Annotated in this window: 17 protein-coding genes, 1 tRNA gene and 2 pseudogenes; 9 read left to right on the forward strand and 11 right to left on the reverse strand. The window is 61.5% G+C overall.

Annotated elements, in window-relative coordinates; all coding sequences use genetic code 11:
- Positions 1 to 43 precede the first annotated feature (43 nt).
- Positions 44 to 1,150 carry a 2'-deoxycytidine 5'-triphosphate deaminase gene (locus tag SFY93_RS05830; protein WP_068737579.1) on the forward strand — a complete coding sequence of 369 codons (1,107 nt, stop codon included), beginning with the start codon at positions 44 to 46 and terminating at the stop codon, positions 1,148 to 1,150.
- A gap of 16 nt (positions 1,151 to 1,166) precedes the next feature.
- On the opposite strand, the gene SFY93_RS05835 is transcribed toward SFY93_RS05830, so the two are convergent.
- The 4 genes and pseudogenes from SFY93_RS05835 to SFY93_RS05850 all read right to left on the reverse strand — a co-directional run bounded on the left by SFY93_RS05835 (position 1,167) and on the right by SFY93_RS05850 (position 4,617).
- On the reverse strand, positions 1,167 to 1,373 hold the full coding sequence (locus SFY93_RS05835) for a hypothetical protein (protein WP_320446378.1): 207 nt from the start codon (positions 1,371 to 1,373) through the stop codon (positions 1,167 to 1,169).
- Positions 1,374 to 1,808: 435 nt separating this feature from the next.
- Positions 1,809 to 2,504, reverse strand: a complete 696-nt coding sequence (locus tag SFY93_RS05840) for a Crp/Fnr family transcriptional regulator (RefSeq protein ID WP_320446379.1) — start codon at positions 2,502 to 2,504, stop codon at positions 1,809 to 1,811.
- A gap of 342 nt (positions 2,505 to 2,846) precedes the next feature.
- On the reverse strand, positions 2,847 to 3,506 hold the full coding sequence (locus SFY93_RS05845; RefSeq protein WP_320446380.1) for an outer membrane protein: 660 nt from the start codon (positions 3,504 to 3,506) through the stop codon (positions 2,847 to 2,849).
- Positions 3,507 to 3,736: 230 nt separating this feature from the next.
- Positions 3,737 to 4,617 (reverse strand): annotated as a pseudogene (locus SFY93_RS05850) (LysR family transcriptional regulator).
- Between the two features lie 139 nt (positions 4,618 to 4,756).
- Here SFY93_RS05850 and SFY93_RS05855 point away from each other — a divergent pair.
- Positions 4,757 to 5,720, forward strand: a pseudogene (locus SFY93_RS05855) (aldo/keto reductase).
- A gap of 19 nt (positions 5,721 to 5,739) precedes the next feature.
- Here SFY93_RS05855 and SFY93_RS05860 read toward each other — a convergent pair.
- Complete coding sequence (locus tag SFY93_RS05860; RefSeq protein WP_320446381.1) at positions 5,740 to 6,594, reverse strand: NAD-dependent epimerase/dehydratase family protein; 855 nt, start codon at positions 6,592 to 6,594, stop codon at positions 5,740 to 5,742.
- Positions 6,595 to 6,760: 166 nt separating this feature from the next.
- Here SFY93_RS05860 and garD point away from each other — a divergent pair, with 166 nt between their 5' ends.
- Entirely contained in the window at positions 6,761 to 8,305 is a 1,545-nt protein-coding gene (gene garD / locus SFY93_RS05865; RefSeq protein ID WP_320446382.1) for a galactarate dehydratase, read from the forward strand.
- Positions 8,306 to 8,474: 169 nt separating this feature from the next.
- On the opposite strand, the gene SFY93_RS05870 is transcribed toward garD, so the two are convergent.
- On the reverse strand, positions 8,475 to 9,815 hold the full coding sequence (locus tag SFY93_RS05870) for a PQQ-dependent sugar dehydrogenase (RefSeq protein WP_320446383.1): 1,341 nt from the start codon (positions 9,813 to 9,815) through the stop codon (positions 8,475 to 8,477).
- A 127-nt stretch (positions 9,816 to 9,942) separates the two neighbouring features.
- Here SFY93_RS05870 and SFY93_RS05875 point away from each other — a divergent pair, with 127 nt between their 5' ends.
- From SFY93_RS05875 to SFY93_RS05890, 4 genes are all read left to right on the forward strand, one after another.
- The gene (locus tag SFY93_RS05875; RefSeq protein WP_320446384.1) at positions 9,943 to 10,995 is read left to right on the forward strand and encodes a hypothetical protein; all 1,053 of its coding nucleotides are present in this window, start codon (positions 9,943 to 9,945) and stop codon (positions 10,993 to 10,995) included.
- 130 nt (positions 10,996 to 11,125) lie between these two features.
- Positions 11,126 to 12,571, forward strand: coding sequence for an MATE family efflux transporter (locus tag SFY93_RS05880; protein WP_320446385.1), 1,446 nt, complete (start codon positions 11,126 to 11,128; stop codon positions 12,569 to 12,571).
- Between the two features lie 400 nt (positions 12,572 to 12,971).
- On the forward strand, positions 12,972 to 14,564 hold the full coding sequence (locus SFY93_RS05885; RefSeq protein WP_320446386.1) for an FkbM family methyltransferase: 1,593 nt from the start codon (positions 12,972 to 12,974) through the stop codon (positions 14,562 to 14,564).
- Between the two features lie 131 nt (positions 14,565 to 14,695).
- On the forward strand, positions 14,696 to 14,833 hold the full coding sequence (locus SFY93_RS05890; protein ID WP_320446387.1) for a hypothetical protein: 138 nt from the start codon (positions 14,696 to 14,698) through the stop codon (positions 14,831 to 14,833).
- 246 nt (positions 14,834 to 15,079) lie between these two features.
- Here SFY93_RS05890 and SFY93_RS05895 read toward each other — a convergent pair whose 3' ends face one another.
- The 4 genes from SFY93_RS05895 to SFY93_RS05910 are packed head-to-tail and all read right to left on the reverse strand — an operon-like array spanning position 15,080 to position 17,471.
- Positions 15,080 to 15,607, reverse strand: a complete 528-nt coding sequence (locus SFY93_RS05895; RefSeq protein WP_320446388.1) for a hypothetical protein — start codon at positions 15,605 to 15,607, stop codon at positions 15,080 to 15,082.
- The gene (locus tag SFY93_RS05900) at positions 15,604 to 16,005 is read right to left on the reverse strand and encodes an SRPBCC family protein (protein WP_320446389.1); all 402 of its coding nucleotides are present in this window, start codon (positions 16,003 to 16,005) and stop codon (positions 15,604 to 15,606) included. Before SFY93_RS05900 ends, SFY93_RS05895 begins: the two co-directional genes overlap by 4 nt.
- Before the next feature lie 35 nt (positions 16,006 to 16,040).
- Entirely contained in the window at positions 16,041 to 16,883 is an 843-nt protein-coding gene (locus SFY93_RS05905) for a helix-turn-helix domain-containing protein (protein WP_320446390.1), read from the reverse strand.
- A 9-nt stretch (positions 16,884 to 16,892) separates the two neighbouring features.
- Positions 16,893 to 17,471 (reverse strand): methylated-DNA--[protein]-cysteine S-methyltransferase, encoded by a 579-nt coding sequence (locus SFY93_RS05910; protein WP_320446391.1) that lies wholly within the window; start codon positions 17,469 to 17,471, stop codon positions 16,893 to 16,895.
- 164 nt (positions 17,472 to 17,635) lie between these two features.
- Between SFY93_RS05910 and SFY93_RS05915 the strand changes: the two genes are divergently transcribed.
- Positions 17,636 to 17,709, forward strand: a tRNA-Gly gene (locus SFY93_RS05915).
- Positions 17,710 to 17,819: 110 nt separating this feature from the next.
- Positions 17,820 to 18,827 carry a magnesium/cobalt transporter CorA gene (gene corA / locus SFY93_RS05920; RefSeq protein WP_309940730.1) on the forward strand — a complete coding sequence of 336 codons (1,008 nt, stop codon included), beginning with the start codon at positions 17,820 to 17,822 and terminating at the stop codon, positions 18,825 to 18,827.
- Between the two features lie 12 nt (positions 18,828 to 18,839).
- Here corA and SFY93_RS05925 read toward each other — a convergent pair whose 3' ends face one another.
- Positions 18,840 to 20,498, reverse strand: a complete 1,659-nt coding sequence (locus SFY93_RS05925; protein WP_320446392.1) for an FAD-binding dehydrogenase — start codon at positions 20,496 to 20,498, stop codon at positions 18,840 to 18,842.
- Between the last annotated feature and the right edge of the window lie 225 nt (positions 20,499 to 20,723).

Raw genomic sequence — 20,723 nt, forward strand, 5'->3', positions numbered from 1 at the left:
TTTCAGTGTATTCTCGCTGAAGGACGACCGAAGGACGAGACCTGTGCCGTTTACGCTTGCCCCCGATGCCGATGGAATTCTGCCCGACCGCATGATTGCGGCGATGGCCGATGCCGGCCTGATCCTGCCGGAATATCCCTTCGTCGAGAGCCAGATTCAGCCCGCCAGCCTCGATCTGCGGCTGGGCTCCATCGCCTATCGCGTGCGCGCCAGCTTCCTGCCGGGGCCGAATTCGACGGTCGCCGAACGCATCGACGAGCTGAAGCTGCACGAGATCGACCTGTCGGACGGTGCGGTGCTCGAAACCAACTGCGTCTACATCGTGCCGCTGATCGAAAGCCTGGCGCTGCCGCCGAACATCTTCGCGGCTGCCAATCCGAAGAGCTCCACGGGACGCCTCGACGTGTTCACGCGGGTGATTGCTGATGGCACCAGACGGTTCGATGTGATCGGTGCGGGCTATCACGGGCCGCTTTATGCCGAAATCAGCCCGAAGACATTCCCGGTATTGCTGCGCGAAGGCTCGCGCCTGTCGCAGGTCCGTTTCCGCGTCGGCGATGCGGTGCTCGACACCGAGGCGCTGGAAGAACTACATGCGCAGGAGCCGCTGGTCGACAGCGACACGGCCGATCTCAACAACGGCCTCGCGCTGTCTGTCGATCTCTCCGGCGAGAATGCCTCGGGCTTCGTCGGCTACCGCGCCAAACGCCATACCGGCGTCGTCGATATCGATCGTCGCGGTGGCTACAGCGTCAATGAATTCTGGGAGCCGATCTCGGCGCGCAAGGACGGCACGCTGATCCTCGATCCCGGCGAGTTCTACATTCTTGCCTCCAAGGAAGCGGTGCAGGTGCCGCCGGACTACGCCGCCGAAATGGTGCCGTTCGATCCGCTGGTCGGCGAATTCCGCGTCCACTATGCCGGCTTCTTCGATCCCGGCTTCGGCCATGACGGCGCCGGCGGCAAGGGCTCGCGCGCGGTGCTGGAAGTGCGCTCGCGCGAAGTGCCGTTCATTCTCGAACATGGCCAGATCGTCGGCCGTCTCGTCTATGAGCGCATGCTGGATCGTCCGGATGCCCTCTACGGCCAGCGCATCGGTTCGAATTATCAGGGCCAGAGCCTGAAGCTCTCGAAGCACTTCAAGGTCTGACGGGGGCGTCGTCGCGTCAACGTTTCGCAGTCTGTACCAATGCCGCAGGTGACGGCGACAATGCCCGCTTCATCTCGGCGTAGGAACGCAACTGCGCGGCGTTCCTTAGGGCCTGGTTGCGGGCTTCGCCGGGCGGCAGCAATGCGGCCTCGCTGATCCGGGAAGCCGCTTGAATCTCCAGGTGATCGGCCGAAAGAAAGACAGTTTTCTGCCTGCTGCGCATCGTGCTTGTCCTTTCGTGGCGCTCTAATTCGGTGCACGAAGGTCGGCGTCGAGCCAGCCTGCAGATCTGGATTTCATAGGGTCGTCTGCAATTAAGGCTTTGATGAAATGGCCGCATGACCCGCATTCGAACGAGCGCGGGTTCACCCCAGACGACCCCGGACCGATCCGGGCGAGCATCATGCGGGACATGCATCTGGGGCAGCGCGGACGTTCGCTTGAAGTGAGATTGTTCGGTTCGGGCCGAATTTCAGTCATGGTGCACCCCTGTGTAACAGGCGGGAGCACGATGCTCTCAGTCACCGACAAAAGCCGATGTGCAGCTCGGTGATCGCCGACCATGCGCTCCATATGTCGGAGAGTCGACATAATTCTCCCGTTCCATCATTAATTCCCAGAAACTCAGGCTTTTATCAGTCCGGTGTTCGACACTGGCTTAGTTCGCGCTTGAAAGCCTTTGGAAGCACTCGCACGACAAGTCTTCGACCTTCTTTCGGTCAAGTATTTTGATGGTCCCGCGCGCGTAGGTAATGATGCCCGCCTTCTGCAGGTTGCTCGCGACTTCCGTGACCGACGTACGCCGCACACCCAGCATCTCGGAAAGGAACTCCTGCGTCAGTTCGACCGTATCGCTTGCGGCACGATCGGACGACTGGAGCAGCCAGCGGCAGAACCTCTGGTCGATGGGATGTAGCGCGTTGCAGCCGGCGGTGACGCGCGACTGCATGAGCAGCACTTCGTTGTAGTCGATGCACAGCTTCCGGATGACCTCGTTCGCCGCGACTGCCTTCCTCAACTGCGATGCCGCGATCAGCGTACAGGTCATAGGAAGCTGAACGACGACGCGGGCCGACGACTTGTAGAGGCCGATTCCCGCCATCGCCCCGACGACGCCCTCACGTCCTACCGTCGATGTCTCGATGGCCTTGGCGTCCTGCATGACAACGAGCAAGGAGAGCATCCCGCTGTGGGGGAAGTAGACCTGGTCGAACTCCTCACCGGATTCCAGCAACACCTGCCCTTGCGGGAGATTCCGGGTTGAAAGATTGGGAAGGAGCATCTCGAGTTCGGAGCGCGGCAAGGTCGAGAGCAGCTTGTTGTCCAAGGGACCGCCTGAATTCGGCGACAGCATGCAGGTTTCCTGCCCGATCGGTCGGGCCGCTTCCGCAAGGGGGTTGGAATACGCTCCGAGAGCACGTTCCACGCGGGTTACCGTACATATGGGGTGCCGGACGCGAGAATGAGCGGCGCCAAGCCCTGCCGGCAGGCCGTCTTGCGGAATCGCGATTGGCAGACCCCGGATAACCAAATTCACTCAGGCGCTTAGGACGATTGCGCTGAATGATAATATTTCTCTCCTTGGACGGGGTGTGCGCTTCGCAACCTCCCAGATCTCCGTGGCACCAAAAAAAGGCCCGCATGGCTGCGGGCCTAAGTTTTTTCTGGAGACGAAGTAGACGATAGATCGTCAGGCTTACTGAACGAAGCCTGCGCCGAAGTTGCCCAGGTTGAAGCGGTAGTTCAGGCCAGCCTTGATCGTGTGCTCGTCGTTCTTGAAACCGCCGACAGCGAGAGCTGGTGTGAGGAAGGTGACGTTGCCGAAGTCGTAATACTGATATTCGACCTTGCCCGACCAGTTCTGGGTGAACAGATATTCGAGACCGCCGCCAACCGTGTAGCCATCGCGGCCGCCGTCGCCGCCGAAGCCATTGGTGAAGCGCGAGTCAGCCCAGGCGTAGCCGCCCTTCACGTAGAGCAGGGCCGGACCCCAGGTGTAGCCGAGACGACCGGTGACCGAACCGAGACCACGATTGTCGAAGTTGCTGTTGGTGTCCTTGAAGCTGTAATTGGCTTCGAGACCGAACACCCAGTTCGGCGCGAACTGGTAGTCGTAACCACCCTGCACACCGCCCATGAACGTGCCGTCGCGGCTGCCAATCAGCGCGTTGTCTTCACCCGGGAACGCGCCGCCGATGTGACCGCCGATGTAAAAACCGGTCCAGTTGTAGATCGGAGCAGCCGGAGCATAGGCCGGAGCCTTGGTGTAGGGGCGCGCAGCCAGGTCGGCAGCAGACGCGGGAGCAGCCAAGGCGACGAGGGCCAGAGCAGCGGTAGACAGTAGAAGCTTCTTCATCAGGTGTTCCTTCTCAATCCCAACGGGGATGACGAAGGCGAACCTAGACTATTGCGCAGTGAATGCTGTCACACGCGTGCAACAGCGCTTCAAACGAAAAAGGCAGCTTTGGCCACCACGTCGCGCTTAGGACACAGCATTGCCCAAATTGATTCAGGAACTTTTCACGATGTGCGATTTCGCTTCAATCATGTTAGAATTGAGGCGACGGAACCCGACATCGATCCCGGTCAGCCACGGTAACGCAACGCTTCAACCAGCGCTGCGAATGCGGATGTCGGTTGCCGGCGGCTCGGATAATAAAGGTGATAACCCGAGAACGGTTGGCACCAATCGTCCAGCACTTGAACAAGCCGGCCTGAGGCAATGTGATCGCGCACGCGATCCTCCGGCAAATAGGCCAGCCCCAGTCCGTTCAGCACCGCCTTGTGGCGCAGCGACATGTTGTTGAACACGATCTGGCCATCGACACGCACTTTCAAGGCGCGCCCGCGCTTCTCGAACTCCCACGCATAGAGGCCGCCCATGGTCGGCAGACGGATATTGATGCAGTCATGCGCGGTGAGATCTTGCGGTCGTTTCGGCGGCGGTCGTTTGGCGAAATAGGACGGTGCGCCGACCACGACCATGCGAAAGTCCGGTCCGATGCGGACGGCAATCATGTCTTTCGCGACCTGTTCTCCCAGGCGAACACCGGCGTCGTAGCGTTCCGCGACGATATCGATGAGGCCGTAATCGACGACGAGTTCGGCTTTGATGTCGGGACAGCGCGGCAGCAGCTTGGCGAGGGCGGGCCAGATGATCGTTTCGGCGGAATGCTCACCGGTGGTGATGCGGATGGTGCCGGCCGGCTTCTCGCGCAGCTCCGTGACGGCCGCGAGTTCGGCGTCGATCTCTTCCAGCTTGGGGCCGATCGTCCGGATCAGGCGGTCGGCGCGACGCTGCGGGTCGTTCGGGTCAATAGCCGCAGTCCGAGCCGTTCTTCGAGACCGCGGATGGTGTGGCTGAGCGCGGATTGAGAGACGCCGAGTTTGGCGGCCGCGCGCGTGAAGCTCGCCTCCTTCGCGACGGCAAAGAATGCGAGAAGGTCGTCGATTGTCTGGCGGGCCATTCATGAATCCGGCTGATAAGTGCGTGCAGATTATATCATCTAGTGTCATGGGCGCATGATCTCCAGATGTCGCAGGTCGGCGGCAACATCCCACCAGCGCGGGAGCCGCTCATTGGCCGGATGGCACAGGAGATCTGACATGAAGACACGCAAACTCGGACGCAGTGGACTGGAAGTCTCGGCCATCGGTCTCGGTTGTATGGGCATGAGCTTCGGCTACGGGCCTGCGGCCGACACAACAGAAATGACCGCGCTGATCCGCGGGGCCGTCGAACGCGGTGTTACTTTCTTCGATACCGCCGAAGTCTATGGCCCGTTCACCAATGAAGAACTCGTCGGTGCAGCGCTCGCGCCGCTCCGCGATCAGGTCGTTATCGCCACCAAATTCGGCTTCAGGCTCGATCCCGCAACCGGTCAGCAGGTCGGTCTCGACAGCCGCCCCGCACATATTCGCGAGGTCGCCGAAGCATCGCTCAAGCGCTTGAAGATCGATGCCATCGATCTGTTCTACCAGCATCGCGTCGATCCTGACGTGCCGATCGAGGACGTGGCCGGCGCGGTGAAGGACCTGATCACTGAAGGCAAGGTGAAGCATTTCGGCCTGTCCGAGCCGGGCGTGACGACAATTCGCCGCGCCCATGCCGTACAGCCGATCAATCCAGAGCGAATATTCGTTGTGGACGCGGGGCCCCGAGAAGGAAGTGCTGGCGAAGCTTGAGGAGCTCGGTATCGGCAAGGGCTTTCTCACGGGCGCCATGAATGAGAGCACGACGCTCGACAGCGGTGACTTCCGCAACATTCTCCCGCGCTTCACACCCGAAGCGCGCAAGGCAAATCAGGCCCTTGTCGATCTGCTTGGCGAGATCGCGGCACGGAAGCAGGCGACGCCCGCGCAGATCGCGCTGGCATGGCTGCTGGCCCAGAAGCCGTGGATCGTGCCGATCCCGGGCACCACGAAACTGCATCGGCTTGAGGAAAATCTCGGTGCGGCGGCTATAGAGCTGACATCAGACGATCTGCGGGACATCGACAGCGCTGCTGCAAAAATCACCGTGCAGGGCAACCGCTACCCGGACAGGCTGGAGGCAATGACCGGCCGGTAACCTGCAAGTCACTCGCTGCTTAGGTCTCGCGCTGCTGCCACAGCGCCGTGAGGCCTTCGCGATAGGTCGGAAACGCGAGCTTCACGCCAAGCTCGCGTTTCAACCGTGCATTCGAGATGCGGTTATTGCTGGCATAGAAGCTGCGCGCCATCGGGCTCATCTCGGCGGTTGCGAAGTCCTGCTCCGGCGGCGGCGCGATACCCATCAGTGCGGCGGCATAGGTGACGACGTCCTGCGGCGGCGCCGGCTCGTCGTCGCAGAGATTGAAGATGCCGGTCTGCGCGTGATCGAATGCTGCCGCGATGGCCGCCACGATGTCATCCACATGAATGCGGTTGAACACCTGGCCCGGCTTGACGATGCGATGGGCCTTGCCGGCTTTGAGATTTTCCAGCGCATTGCGGCCAGGGCCGTAGATGCCCGCGATGCGCAGAATCGTCGCGCGATCGCCGGCCAGAGCGCGCCAGCCGGCTTCGGCATCGATACGTGCCTTGCGCCGGCCCTCGCCGGAGACCGGGGCGGTTTCGTCGATCCAGGCGCCCTGATGATCGCCGTAAACCCCGACGCTGGAGAGATAAACGATGCGCCGGATGCCGCTGGCGGCAATCTCTGAGCCAAAAGTCTGCAGCACGGGATCGCTATCCGCGCCGGGCGGGATCGAGACGAGCAGCAGATCGGCATCTGCGAGGCGATCGGCAATGCGGGGATCGGTGACATCAGGGTTGAAGACGAGCGTCTCGATGCCGCGGGCTGGCGCCAAGGCTGCCGATGTGCCGGCCGTGCGGACGGTGCCGGCAATCCCGGTGAATTGACCGCCATGCTGCGCGATGAAGCGGTTTGCGCTGTAGCCGAGCCCGAAGACGAAAAGACGCACGGTGATCCCATTTCTGCATGAATTCGGGCGCGCCGGCCCATTTCAAGGTCATCATTCGGGCTGCAGAGCGTGCCGGTCAAGTGCGCGACATCGTCATCTTTTATGCTACTGCTCTACTACGAGACCGGCGCGAATGCCGGCAGATAGATTTGGGAAGGACAAGGCGATGGCCACCACGCTGGCAGCAGATGCATATGCGCCGCGCTACATCAAACTGAATGCGCGCGACAATGTCGCCATCATCGTCAATGATTTTGGCCTGCCCGCGGGCACCATGATGGCCGGCGGCCTGGAGCTGCGTCATTTCGTGCCACAGGGGCACAAGGTGGCGCTGGAAGATATCGCCAAGGATGCGCCGATCATCCGCTACGGCGAAATCATCGGTTATGCGCTGGACATGATTTCGGCCGGTGAATGGGTCGAGGAGGCGCGCATCCATATGCCCGATGCGCCGGATCTCGACAGCCTTGAGATTGCCAATGCGGTTCCGGAACCGCAGCCGCCGCTGAAAGATTACACATTCGAAGGTTTTCGCAATCGCGACGGCTCCGTCGGCGTGAAGAATATTCTCGCCATCAGTACCTCGGTGCAATGCGTCGCCGGCACGCTGGAATTTGCGCTCAAGAAGATCAAGGCCGAGCTCCTGCCGCGCTATCCGAATGTCGATGACGTCGTCGCCGTCACCCACGGTTACGGGTGTGGTGTCGCCATCAATGCGCCGGATGCCTATATCCCGATCCGCACGCTGCAGAACATCGCGCGCAATCCGAATTTCGGCGGCGAGGTGATGGTGGTTGGCCTCGGCTGCGAGAAGCTAGCACCGGAGCGTTTGCTGCCGAAGGAGGATCCTGCCAGCATGATGCGCCTGCAGGACGAGGGCAATCAGAGCTTTGGCGACATGGTGGATACGATCACCACCATGGCCGAGGCGCGGCTGAAAATCCTGAACCAGCGCAAGCGTGAGACCTGCCCGGCCTCCGATCTGGTGATCGGCCTGCAATGCGGCGGCAGCGACGCGTTTTCCGGCGTGACCGCCAATCCGGCGCTCGGCTTCGCCAGTGATCTGCTGGTGCGCGCCGGCGCAACGGTGATGTTCTCCGAAGTCACCGAAGTGCGTGACGCCATCGAATTGTTGACGCGCCGTGCCGTCAACGAGGATGTCGGCCGCGCGCTGATCCGCGAGATGGATTGGTACGATTCCTATCTGGCGCGGGGCGGCGCCGATCGCAGTGCCAATACGACGCCCGGCAACAAGAAGGGCGGTCTTGCCAATATCGTCGAGAAGTCATTGGGCTCGATCGTCAAGTCCGGCTCGAGCGCGATCAGTGGTGTGATCGGCCCTGGCGAGCGCGCGACGACGAAGGGACTGCTGTTTGCGGCAACGCCAGCCAGCGATTTTGTCTGCGGCACGCTGCAGCTCGCCGCCGGCATGCAGATGCAGATCTTCACCACGGGACGCGGCACGCCCTATGGGCTGGCGCAGGCGCCGGTCATCAAGGTCTCGACGCGGACTGAACTGGCGAAGCGCTGGTCGGACCTGATCGATTTCGACGCTGGCCGCATTGCGTCAGGCGAGATGACCATCGAGGAAGCCGGCTGGGAGCTGTTCCAGCTGATCCTCGACGTCGCCAGCGGCCGCAAGCGGGTCTGGGCGGACAAATGGGGCTTGCATAACGATCTGGTGCTGTTCAACCCGGCGCCGGTGACGTGAAGAATTTCAAGTGGGATAGGCGAAGTAATAAAAACTCGTCATGCCCGGCCTCGTGCCGGGCATCCATGTCTCGGCCATAAACTCAGGAAGACGTGGATGGCCGGGACATCAAGCGAAGCCCTCGCTTCGCGCTGCCCGGCCATGACGGAGCTTCGTCAGGTCTCTGATATCACTTCAACGCTGCCGCCTTCGCGCCCGATGTCGTCACGCGCCAGATCGTATTGCCGACATCGTCAGCCACCAGCAATGCGCCCTTGCTGTCGATGCGCACGCCGACCGGACGCCCCTGCGCTTCGCCACTGTCGTTGAGGAAACCGGTGAGCACGTCCTGGGGCTTGCCCGATGGCTTGCCGTCAGTGAAGGGCACGAAGATCACCTTGTAGCCGCTTTGCGGGCGTCGATTCCATGAGCCGTGCTGGCCGATGAAGGCACCGCCCTTCATGCTGGCTGGAAACAGGTCTCCGGTGTTGAAGGTCAGGCCGAGCGACGCGGTATGCGCACCGAGCGCGTAATCCGGCGCGATTGCTTTGGCCACCATGTCGGGGCGGGGCGGTTGCACGCGGACGTCCACGTGCTGGCCGTAATAGCTGTAAGGCCACCCATAGAAGCCGCCATCCTTCACCGAGGTCATGTAGTCTGGCACAAGGTCGCTGCCGATCTCGTCGCGTTCGTTGACGGTCACCCAGAGCGCGCCGCTCTGCGGCTGCCACGACGGGCCGTTGGGATTGCGCAGGCCGGATGCGAAGATGCGTGAGGCGCCGGTCGCGCGGTCGATCTCAAGCACCGCGGCGCGGTCTTTCTCGGCCTCCATGCCGTTCTCGCCGACATTGCTGTTGGAGCCGACGGTTGCATAGAGTTTCGTGCCGTCGGGACTCGCCGCGAGATCCTTGGTCCAGTGGTGATTGATCGGGCCGCCGGGCAGGTCAGCCACCTTCACGGCAGGCGTTGTGATCCTGGTATCATTGGTCCTGTAGGGAAACTTCACCACGGCATCGGCATTGGCGACAAAGAATTCGTCGCCCACCAGCACCATGCCGAAGGGTGAGTTGAGCCCTTCGAGAAACGCTGTCCTGGTCTCTGCGACGCCGTCGCCGTCCGCGTCGCGCAGCAGCGAAATGCGATTTGCTGTTGGTGTGCCCGCGCCAGCATGGCCCATCACCAGTTTCATGACCCAGCCCTTGATGCCCTTGCCATCTTCCGGTTTCGGCGGCGCATTGCTTTCCGCCACCAGCACGTCGCCATTGGGCAGCACATAGACCGTGCGCGGATGATCGAGCCCGCGCGCAAAAGCGTTGACCGTCATGTCCTCGGCAGCCTTCGGCTTGGAGCCATCGGGCCAGCCGACCGCTCTGGACACGTTGACAGTCGGGATGAGCGACTTGCTGGGCTCGACGAGTTTGGGTGAGGGCCCGAAGTCTTCGCCGGATGCTATGTTGGATTGTTCGTTGCATCCGGCCAGCGGCAACGTCAGGGCGACGAGACAGGCTGAAAGCAGGAATTTCTGGCGCATGGAATGTCCTTGTGGCTGACGGAATTCAATGCGCGCGATGCAGGAACGTTCGACCTCCCTGCATGAATTTCATGTGAAGCCGGAGTGATGCACGGCTATGGTCCTCCCAACAAACAGGGAAGAAACGATGACCGGACCGACAAATACGAGCGACGAAGCCACATGGATGCGCTGGCGCAGCGTCGCAGATCTCTATCATGCCTATTTCACCGGCCTGATCCTGACCACCGTCACACGCCGCGGCACCGCAGATGCCGCGGAATTCATGTTTCGGATATTCCGCCGGCAGCAGCAGGAGCGATTTCTGCCCGGCCTCGCAAAGCTTGGTCTGTCCGGCCTGCCACCCGCGGTCGCTGCGGCCCAGTATCACTATCTCTCGAACTGGATCGGCGGCGTGTCGGTCGAATATATGTACGAGAGTGACCGCAAGGCCTGGATCCGCTATCCGCCGCCGCGCTGGATCTGGCGCGGCACCGCGATCTGCGGCGTGCCCGGTGAGGTCTCCCGCGCGATGCTGCGCGGCTGGCACGCCAACAACGGCGTCTCGCTCGGCAATCCCCGCATGGGTTTCGTCTGCACCAAGCAGAGCGTCGATGGCCAGGATGGGCTCGAAGGCTATTACTGCGGATACGACCATGATTTGGATATCGATCAGCGTCTGGTGTTCGCGCGCCATCTGGAAGCGCCGTTGTTCGATCCCGCCAAGGCACCCGCGCTGCCGGTGGATAGCTGGCCGAAAGCCCGGCTGGAAAAGGCCTATCGCAACTACGCCATGGAATATGTACGGACCGCAGCGCCTGTGGCGGTTCAACTGTTCGGCCCGGTCGATGCCGGCTATCTGCTGCATCTCACCGGCAGACTGATCGGCATGCAGTATTTCGATGAAGTTTCCGCGGGCTTCGGCCTGCAGCGCGGCGATGCCAGAGCGTTCGCGGAATTTCTGAGCGCCTTGTTCGCGGCGCAGGACGATATCGTGGAGATCGGCAAGTCCGAGGGCCAGGTCGAAATCCGGCAGCAGAGCTGGAAACTGATGGACGGCGTCGCCGACAACAACGCCGCCTGTGCGAAGGCCCTGCAGGGACTGGTCGAGGGCCTTGCGGCAGGATGCGGTCGCAACATACCTGTCACGATGACGCCGGCACCAGGTGGTGCGCTGCCGTTCATCTGGTCGATCGGCTAGCGCCTCGACCCGTTGATACTGCAGTGCAAATCGAGCATCCCCCATGCGTGCGCCGGGCATGGTATTGCCCGCGATCGGTGCTAGGAACGGATGTGTCCGGCAGGCAAGACCGGAAGCTCAGGGAGAATGCATGTCCGACGCTGTCGTCGCCGAACCCCGATTGGTCGATGCCGACAAGCAGCCGCTCCCGAGCCTGAAGGCGCCGGCCAAAAACCCCCTGCTGGATTACCCCATTCTGCCGACCATCCTGCGGCTGGCCTGGCCCAATGTCGTTGCACTGACGGCCGGCACGGTCGTCGTTATTTTCGAGACCACCTATGTCGGCCGGCTCGGCACCGAAGCTCTGGCGGCGATGGCGCTGGTGTTTCCCTTCGTGATGCTGACCATGACCATGTCCGGCGGTGCCATGGGCGGTGGCGTGTCGTCGGCGATTGCGCGGGCGCTCGGCGCCGGTGACCGCGCGCGCGCCGATACGCTGGCGGGCCATGCGCTGCTGATCGCCATCTGCTTCGGCCTCACCTTCACGGTCGGCATGCTGACCTTCGGCTCCATGCTGCTGCAACTGCTTGGTGGCCGCGGTAATGTGCTGAGCCAGGCGCAGGGCTATATCACCGTCTTCTTCGCTGGTGGCGTGATCCCGTGGCTGCTGAATACCTTCGCGGCGATCCTGCGTGGCACCGGCAACATGAAGATGCCCTCCGCCATGCAGATGGCGGGGGCCGCCTTGCAGGTGGTTCTCGGTGGCGTGCTGGGCCTCGGCTTCGGTCCGATCCCGCAATTCGGCATGCCCGGCGTCGCGGCGGGCACGCTGACTGCATTCACGATCGGCACAGGCGTCATGGGCTGGTATGTCTTTTCCGGTCGTGCGCGAGTCCGGCCTCAGATCAGGGGCTTTCGCATTCAGCGCGGAATGTTCTTCGATATTCTGAAAGTGGGTGCCATCGCCTGTTTCAATCCGCTACAGGGCGTTCTGACTCTCCTGATTTTCACCCATATGCTGGCGCATTACGGCACCGCGGTGCTGGCCGGCTACGGCATCGGTGCGCGGCTCGAATTCATGCTGAGCACGCTGGCTTTCGCGGTGGGTATCGCCTCGGTGCCGATCGTCGGCATGGCAATCGGCGCCGGCCGCATCGCGCGTGCGCGCCGCGTGACCTGGACTGGCAGCGTGATCGCCTTCGGTGTCGTCGGCCTGCTCGGCACACTGATCGCGATCTTCCCCGATGCCTGGGTCAATCTGTTCACCAATGATGCCAGCGTGCGCGCGGCAAGCCGGACCTATCTGGCCACCTGCGCGCCAATGTATGCCTTTCTGGGGCTGTCCACGGTGGCCTATTTTGCCTCGCAGGGCGCCGCCAAGGTACTCGGCCCGGTGCTGGCGCAAACCGCGCGGCTGGTCTTTGTCAGCGTTGGAGGCTGGTGGCTGCTGTCTATCGATGCCTCGGCCATAAGCTTTTTCTGGCTCGCGGCGGCGTCCATGGTGCTGCTCGGCCTGCTGTCGGCACTCAGCGTACTGCTGACGTCGTGGGGACCGAAGGCTGGCCCCGTGCCAGAAGTTCGGCCCGTGCTGTGGTGAGTTCGGCCTAGGGAATGGGCCGGCTACCATCTTCGGGGCACTTCAAAAGGGTGAACCCTCTTCTGTGTCGTTTCCGAGCGTGCGGCATCTTTTGGGGAAGCACACAGCCTGCGGCAGCTTTGCTAAGCCATTGCGCTTCCCTTTCGAATCCGGAACGTGCAGGTCGCTCAGTCGGCCGGCGCACGTCGTGTTGCTAGCTCACCGCATTACCTCGGCAGTCCACCGTAATCGTTGTATGGACGGCGCCTCTGATCCGGTCGCTCCAAATAATCCAGTCTCCCTTCATTTGCATGATGCGCACCAAGCGTTGAGGTGGTCCAAACTTGGGGCGGAAGAGCGCCAACTGCCGCATCCGGAAGATTCGTTCAAGCACCGACATCACCTCTCGAGGTTCGCGAGCATGATCATCGAATTCTTTGGCCCTGCAGCGGCAGGAAAGACCACCTTCGCCCACGCGCTATGCAAAAGGCTCAACGAGCGCGGCCATCATGCGGATGTTGTACTCAGCTATCGACCGGGAGCTGAGGCGTCATCCCTCGATCCAGCCGGAGGCATAGCTGCCTTTCGCCGCATCGGTCGCGGAATAACTGAAATCACTTCAATGGCCGCTCGACCTATTGTCAGCAAGAACCAGTTCGACCTTACGTTGAGATTAGTACGGGAACTCCCGCCAAAAAGTATCGTCTGGCTCGTCAGGCTAAGCCAGTATGTCCTGCGTTTATGTCGCCATTGGGATCTGTCGACGGGGTCAGCCAAGATCGTTATTTTTGACCAGGCTTTTGTTCAGGTGACCTGCGCCCTTGCCTTATATAACGAGCACGCAACCGATGCCTCTCTGCAGCAAGCGATTGGACTCGTCCCGAAGGCTGATCTGATCATCCATCTTAATGCACCTCCAGAAATCCTTGAGGCGCGTTTGCGCGAACGGCTGCGTCTTGAATCACCTGCGGAGCGGCTATTTGAGGCGAATGTTGAGAGAAACCTTGCCGCGATTCCAATCGTCGATCGCGTGAATCGCTTGCTTCGTATGCGCGGTGAATCATCGATTTCCCTTAGCTCCCTGGACCCAACGTCGCTTTGCGAGGCGCTCGACCAGGCCGAAGGGATTGTCCTGCGATTGAGAGACCGAAACGCCGTGCGAGACCCGGTCCGATCGATACCCTTGAGAGCCGTTACGCTGATTGAGCCGTGTTGTGCTCTGGAGGGCGGAAAGTCCAACGCACCAGCGAAGCCAGCAACGCGACGCTCGAAGATCAAGCAATCCGCGGAAGTTCTGCGGAAGCACGGGCTATTAAAGTTCCTGGAACTGTCAACCTTATCGCTGATCGAGCCGGTCAAGTCAGCCCGGCTACGCGCTGCTGTGGCTGCGGACGCAAGCCGGATTTTGATCAAGATCAAGGACGAAAAAGGCGCGCGCGGCCTCTTTATTGATTGTGGGTCCAATATTGGGCAGGGGTATAAGTTCTTTAGCAAGTATTACACGTCCAACCTTTACGACTACATTTTAGTTGAACCAAATACGAACTGCGTACCTCATCTCCACGCACTGCGCAGAGATGGCGGCGGCAGCATCGAAATTATAGAGAAGGCTGCAAGCGCGAGGGACGGCTACACCAAGCTGTTTGGTCCTCCAGCGACTCGGCGTGATCCCACGTACGAAGGATGTTCAATTGTGATGGACCACAATAATGCTTTGTACGAAGCAGAAGAAATCACAGTTGGCTTGGTCGAAACATTCTCACTCTCAAACCTGATTATGGCCAAATGCGCAGTTTATGACGTTATTGTCATAAAAATGGATGTCGAAGGTGCCGAGTACGAAATTCTTGAAGATATGATCGAGAAGGGCGTGCATCGAAAACTTGATGCCATATACGTGGAATTTCATTCTCAATACATGACTGGAAGCGAACGCACGAACAGGCGTTCTGTTGAAAAGAAAGTACAGAATTCATTTGGCGCGGAAAACATCGTGTTCCGCAGGTGGATATAGCGCCTGGGCGCAGCACATCGTGCGAGCGGCGAACCTGTTGCGTGGCCCCAATCTCGCGGCCGAATAGCATTCCAACTGAAGCGGTGTGCCTCAATAACATTTTGAGCACTCTAACAATCGCCGCGAGCAGAATGCGCATAACCACCTTCATGCACGATAACATCCGGCATAGCGTATCCGCGTCGATCGACGCATCGGCCATGACCTTCTTCTGGTTGGCGGCGGCGTCCATGGTGTTGCTCGGCCTGTTGTCGGCGCTGAGCGGCTGACGCCGTGGGGACCGAAGGCTGGTCCTGTGCCTGAGATCCGGCCGGAGAACAGTTTCTGGAGTCTGGACTTACGCATCGACAGCGCGCCCATCTCCCCGCTAGGGAGAGGGCTGGGGTGAGGGGGCACCGGCCTATGGATAGTCCGTAACCCCTCACCCGGATCGCGGCTTCGCATGCGATCCGACCTCTTCCTATGGGAGAGGTGCCAAAACATGCGCGTCCGATCCTGGATCGACGAAGCAGCCTCTAGCCGACGCGCGTCGCAGTAAATTCCACATCGCGTCGCCACGTCGCGCCGTCGTCATGCGAGGTCTCGCCGCGCCATAGAAACGAGCGCGGCGTAATCTGCGAGAAGCTCCAGCGGATCGGGCGTCCGTCATTGTCGCGGCCGAACTGGACGATGTCGTTGCCCTGTTTGCGGCCGGTCATGGTGAGAAAATTCTGCATCACCGGATCGGTCCACTGGATCTGCCACGCATCGATACGTGGGTCGTAGATCCGCAGCGTGCTTCCATACGAGTAGGCATTCGCTGCGGCGTCGCCGTCACGCAACTGGCCGCGCGGCGGCACGATCCAGACATCCTGGATGGCACGGCCTTCCAGCACCCAGCCGAAATGCCATTCGCCCTTGCGTCGGCGCTCTCCGCCGTCCGTCATATACCTGACCACATCGAGCTCCCAGGCGCCGATCAGCCAGCCATAGAGATCCATCCGGCCGATGCGATCCGGGGCGGGGCCGTCCGCTGCGAGCGCATCGAGAAACGATGCAGTCATCGCGCCACCTTCCCGAATTGGGTCTGCATCGCTGCGAGGCCCAGATCCATCTGGCTGCTCATATAAGGCGCGATTTCATTCGGCAGCACGTCGGCCGTCCAGACAAACCGGCAGCGCGCATCGCCATCGGCAAACACCTGCGCTGACGCGCTGTGCTGGCTGATACGTTCGCTGACGATGGCATAGACGAGGCGCTGCCGGCCGTGGTCGCAGGTGACCAGTATTTCGCGTGCGACGGACCCATTGGCGAACGTCACGATACGCGCGTCGCCGTCCAGCTTTGTGTCGGTGACGAACCCCGGCACCAGCCTTGTATGCAACGCGCCAAAGTCGGCCAGTGCCGACCAGACATCGTCTGCCGGTGCGCCAAGGAAAATCTCTTTGTGAATCGATGCCATGCTGTGCCTCCCGGTTGATCAGGACGGCAAGCTACTCAGTGCACGGCCAGCCGTTCTTGGAAAATCTTGCGGTCGCCGCGGGAAGCCTGTCGAAATGCGCGGGGCGAGACGCCGGCAGCGCGATGGAAGCTGCGCACGAAATTCGAGAGATCGCCGAAGCCGACATCGAAGGCGATGTCGGTGATGGCGCGGTCTTGCTCGACTAGCAGATTTGCAGCCCGCCGTAGCCGCGCGCGCACCAGATACTGGTGCGGTGTCACGCCGAGCACATTCCTGAACAGGCGCAGGAAATGAAACGGACTCAATCCGGCCTGACGGGCGGCCGCATCGAGATCGATCTCCTCGCTGGCATGGGCGTCGATCCACAGCGCGGCCTCGACCGCGCGCCGGCGATCCCGTGCATTGCCGTTCACACGCCTGCGCGGCTCGCCCGACACGACGTCGACAAAGCGCGCGGCAAATGCATGACCGATCTCATCGAGCCCGAGATCGCTGTGCGCCCCTGCGCTGGCCTGCGCGAGCTCGCCCAGCACCATCAATTCGGCGCGTGGCGCGATGGCGCCCTGCTGCCAGATCTCCCTGGCGTCGCCGACGGTGTCGATCAGCTCAGGCGCGAAGGAGAATGAAAGGCACTCGTCGCCAGAGCCATGATGCTCGTGATGGCAGGTATATTCGTCGCCGGGGTTCCCGATCAGCAGCGCGCCGGCGATGAGTTCGTGCGATTGCCCGCGGCAGCGACAGCCGAAACTGCCCTTGCGAACATAGGAGAGCGAATGGCCGGCGTGCTGTTCGGAAAATGGCTGGTCGTCCGGACCCGCCGTACAGCGATAGTCCGTGACGGTGATCGCGTTGCTCTGGAACAGTGTTGTTGCCTGCATATGCGGAGGTTAGCCCTGCGGGCGTGACGGGGCAACCGACAGCAGGGCATCGAACAGGGTAGTCGTCCGGCCCGCCAGCGCGCCCTCGATCGAGAGCAGCCGCGACTTGGTGATGATGCCGCCATTGCCGGCAAAGCCGCTGGTCTGGCCCGCAACGGCCAGTGCACGGTGGCATGGTACGAGGATCGCAAACGGATTGCGCGCGATGGCCTGGCCGACTGAATAGACCGCGCCGCTGGCGCCGAGCTTGGCCGCGATCTCCGCATGGGTGCGGGTTTCGCCACGCGGGATGATCCGGATCGCATCATAGACGCGGCAATTGAACAGCGGCAGGCCATGCATGTCGACGGGGATATCGCCGAGGTCGACGGCTTGGCCGCGCAGCAGCGCAACGATGCCCTCGATGGCGTAGTCGACATCGGCCGGCGGCCGGAATTCGCGCGCATCGGGAAATAGCTGCAGCAGGCGGCGCCGGGTCTCGATCTCGCGCGCTTCCGGCAACTGCACGCCAACAATGCCGGCGTCGCCCCATGCGATACCGCATCGGCCCACCGACGTGTCGAAGGTTGTGTATCCGTGCCCAGCCATCCCGAAGGGATGTTAGCAGGCGAATTGAAGCCGTCATCTGGAATCTTTGAGCGGTGACCTTTCGGAGGGCACGGCCGGGTGTGCGGCGCAAGGAACTGTAACCGGCTGCCATCAATCCGCTTGGCGGATCGACCGGTCTCGGCTAGATCAGATGGCGCGACGATGCGGGCGTAGTTCAATGGTAGAACGGCAGCTTCCCAAGCTGCATACGAGGGTTCGATTCCCTCCGTCCGCTCCAGCCCCTTCGTTCATTCCAGATGATCGGTGCCGCATGGCGATTGAACGGTTTGGCATTCCCGCCGTTCTTCAAAGGCGCCCGTTGCTGTTCGCACAACACAGGGTTCTTGAATGACGTTTCCCCTCTCAGCTGCAACCGCTGGCAATGTGCCTGGTGTTGTCGCCTCCAGCGTCTATGCCAATGGGCGCCGTGTTGCAGATATCCCCGTCGAGGAGGCGGGCGTCTGGGCGCGGAAGCCGGGCCACGTCGTCTGGATTGGACTGTTTGAACCGTCCCTTGAACTGCTCGAGAAACTGCGCGCGCAATTCGATCTGCATCCGCTCGCCATCGAGGACGCGCTGAAATCGCATCAGCATCCCAAGGTGGAGCAATATGGCGAAGCGCTCTTCATTGTCGCGCGAACGGCGCAACTGGTCGATCAGACGGTTGCTTTCGGCGAGACGCATATTTTCTTGGGCAAAGGCTACGTCGTGTCCGTGCGCCATGGCGCCTCGACGTCCTATGCGTCTGTCCGCGAGCGGTGCGAGGCTTGCCCGACCAACCTGACGCACGGCGAAGACTACATCCTCTACGCAATTCTCGATTTCATCGTCGACAACTATCGCCCTGTCATCGAATCCATCCTGTCCGAGATCGATGAACTCGAGGATGGTGTCCTGCACCGCATGCTGACGCGGGCCGAATTCGAGCGGCTCTACAAGCTGCGCCGCGAGCTGCTGCGCCTGCGTCGCGCGGTCGGGCCGCTGGTCGATGTCTGTCATCGCCTAGAACATATCGATATTCTGTTCATCGACGATGACATGAAACCTCTGTTCCGCGATGTGCTGGATCACGTCAAACGCGCGGAAGAAGATATCGACTCGCTGCGCGAAGTGCTGGCCTTTGCCTTTGAAGCCAGCTTGATGTCAGGGCAGTCGCAGCAAACCGAAATTACCCGCAGGCTTGCGGCCTGGGCCGCGATCCTGGCGGTGCCGACGGCGATTGCCGGAATCTACGGCATGAATTTCGAACACATGCCGGAGCTGAAATGGGCTTACGGCTATTATGTCGTGCTGGGCGGCATCGCCGCGATCTGCGGTTACCTGTATACCCGCTTCAAGCGCAACGGATGGCTGTGACCGGCGAAGCGATCACCCCACCGCCTTCGCAGCCGCGCGGCCCGCCGTTCTTCCCGTAAACAAACAGCCGCCGAGAAACGTGCCTTCCAGCGAGCGATAGCCGTGCATGCCGCCGCCGCCGAAGCCTGCGGCTTCGCCGACAGCATAGAGCCCCGGCATGATCTGGCCGTTGCTGCCAAATACGCGCGAGTCCAGATCGGTCTCGAAGCCGCCCAGCGTCTTGCGCGTCAGGATGTTCAGCCGCACGGCGATCAGCGGTCCTCGCGCGGGATCGAGAATGCGATGTGGCTTCGCCGTACGGATCAGGCGGTCGCCGATATATTTGCGCGCATTGTGGATGTTCATCACCTGCGCATCCTTGACGTAGGGATTGGCCATGGTGCGGTCACGCGCCTCGATCTGTGTGCGGATCTCATCGAGCTTCAGCAGATTGTCGCCGGTCAGTGCATTCATTGCGCTGACGAGGTCGTCGAGATTGTCGCGCACCACGAAGTCGATGCCGTGATCCTTGAAGGCTTCGACAGGCGCTGGCGCGCCCTTGTTGGTGGCGCGGCGCGCGGTCATCAGCCAGCTCTTGCCGGTGAGATCGGGATTCTGCTCGGAGCCCGAGAGCGCAAACTCTTTCTTGATGATCGCCTGCGTCAGCACGAACCATGAATAATCATAGCCGGTAGACTGGATGTATTGCAGTTGGCCGAGCGTATCGGAGCCCGGAAACAGCGGCGCTGGCAGCCGCTTGCCGGTGGCGTCGAACCACATCGACGAGGGGCCCGGCAGAATGCGTATGCCGTGTTTCGGCCAGATCGGATTCCAGTTCTCGATGCCCTCGACATAGTGCCACATGCGGTCGCGATTGATCAGCCGCGCACCGGCGGCTTCCGTGATGCCCATCATGCGGCCGTCGACATGGGCGGGCACGCCGGAGATCATCCGCTTCGGTGGCTCGCCGAGCCGCTTCGGCCAGTTCTGCCGCACCAGATCATGATTGCCGCCGATGCCGCCGGAAGCGACGATCACGGCTTGCGCACGCAGCGAGAAGTCGCCGATCACGTTGCGCGAACTGCTTTCGCCGCGCTCGGTGTTGGACGGTTCGAGGATTGCGCCGCTGACGCCATCGACAGTTCCGTTGGTCACGCTGAGTGCATCGACGCGGTGGCGGAACCTGAAACTCAGCAGACCCTTCTTCTGCGCCTCGCGCGCACGCCGCTCGAACGGCTCGACGATGCCGGGGCCAGTGCCCCAGGTGACATGAAAGCGCGGAACCGAATTGCCGTGGCCCATCGCGTCATAGCCGCCGCGCTCGGCCCAGCCGACCACGGGAAACACACGGTGCCCCATGGCGCGCAGCCAGTCGCGTTTCTCGCCGGCGGCGAAAGCGACATAGGCTTCGGCCCAGCGCCGTGGCCACAGGTCCTCATCGCGATCGAAGCCGGCCGTGCCCTGCCAGTCCTGCATCGCCAGGTCATGGGAGTCTTTGATGCCAAGGCGCCGCTGTTCCGGCGAGTCGACGAAGAACAAACCGCCGAACGACCAGAACGCCTGGCCGCCGAGATTCTGCTCGCCTTCCTGATCGACCACGACAACGCGCTTGCCGGCGTCGGCAATTTCCGTAGCCGCGACAAGGCCCGCGAGTCCGCCGCCGACGACGATGATATCCGCATCAACGGCCATACTGTTTCCCCCATTTTGTTAATGGAGATTGAAGTCGGCGCGGGAACTTTGGTCAACGGAAATTGCGCGCGAAGGGCGGCGCTGTTTCAGATTGATACCGCGACGGAACGAGGTGCATCCCGCGCGCAACACTCGATTTGAATCGCATTGGAAGCGTCATGCTCGTCTGGACAAAGCCACGATCTGGCAACACGCTGATCATGCCCTGCATCACCAGGGCGCTCA

It is taken from the genome of Tardiphaga sp. 42S5, assembly GCF_034044155.1.
Lineage (GTDB): Bacteria > Pseudomonadota > Alphaproteobacteria > Rhizobiales > Xanthobacteraceae > Tardiphaga > Tardiphaga robiniae.

Coding starts and splice junctions, on each gene's coding strand:
- SFY93_RS05835 (WP_320446378.1), bottom strand. CDS start 1,373: ATGCGCAGCAGGCAGAAAACTGTCTTTCTTTCGGCCGATCACCTGGAG.
- SFY93_RS05910 (WP_320446391.1), bottom strand. CDS start 17,471: ATGGCTGGGCACGGATACACAACCTTCGACACGTCGGTGGGCCGATGC.
- SFY93_RS05905 (WP_320446390.1), bottom strand. CDS start 16,883: ATGCAGGCAACAACACTGTTCCAGAGCAACGCGATCACCGTCACGGAC.
- SFY93_RS05845 (WP_320446380.1), bottom strand. CDS start 3,506: ATGAAGAAGCTTCTACTGTCTACCGCTGCTCTGGCCCTCGTCGCCTTG.
- SFY93_RS05875 (WP_320446384.1), top strand. CDS start 9,943: ATGACCGGACCGACAAATACGAGCGACGAAGCCACATGGATGCGCTGG.
- SFY93_RS05900 (WP_320446389.1), bottom strand. CDS start 16,005: ATGGCATCGATTCACAAAGAGATTTTCCTTGGCGCACCGGCAGACGAT.
- SFY93_RS05925 (WP_320446392.1), bottom strand. CDS start 20,498: ATGGCCGTTGATGCGGATATCATCGTCGTCGGCGGCGGACTCGCGGGC.
- SFY93_RS05885 (WP_320446386.1), top strand. CDS start 12,972: ATGATCATCGAATTCTTTGGCCCTGCAGCGGCAGGAAAGACCACCTTC.
- SFY93_RS05870 (WP_320446383.1), bottom strand. CDS start 9,815: ATGCGCCAGAAATTCCTGCTTTCAGCCTGTCTCGTCGCCCTGACGTTG.
- SFY93_RS05840 (WP_320446379.1), bottom strand. CDS start 2,504: ATGCTGTCGCCGAATTCAGGCGGTCCCTTGGACAACAAGCTGCTCTCG.
- SFY93_RS05880 (WP_320446385.1), top strand. CDS start 11,126: ATGTCCGACGCTGTCGTCGCCGAACCCCGATTGGTCGATGCCGACAAG.
- corA (WP_309940730.1), top strand. CDS start 17,820: ATGACGTTTCCCCTCTCAGCTGCAACCGCTGGCAATGTGCCTGGTGTT.
- SFY93_RS05895 (WP_320446388.1), bottom strand. CDS start 15,607: ATGACTGCATCGTTTCTCGATGCGCTCGCAGCGGACGGCCCCGCCCCG.
- garD (WP_320446382.1), top strand. CDS start 6,761: ATGGCCACCACGCTGGCAGCAGATGCATATGCGCCGCGCTACATCAAA.
- SFY93_RS05890 (WP_320446387.1), top strand. CDS start 14,696: ATGCGCATAACCACCTTCATGCACGATAACATCCGGCATAGCGTATCC.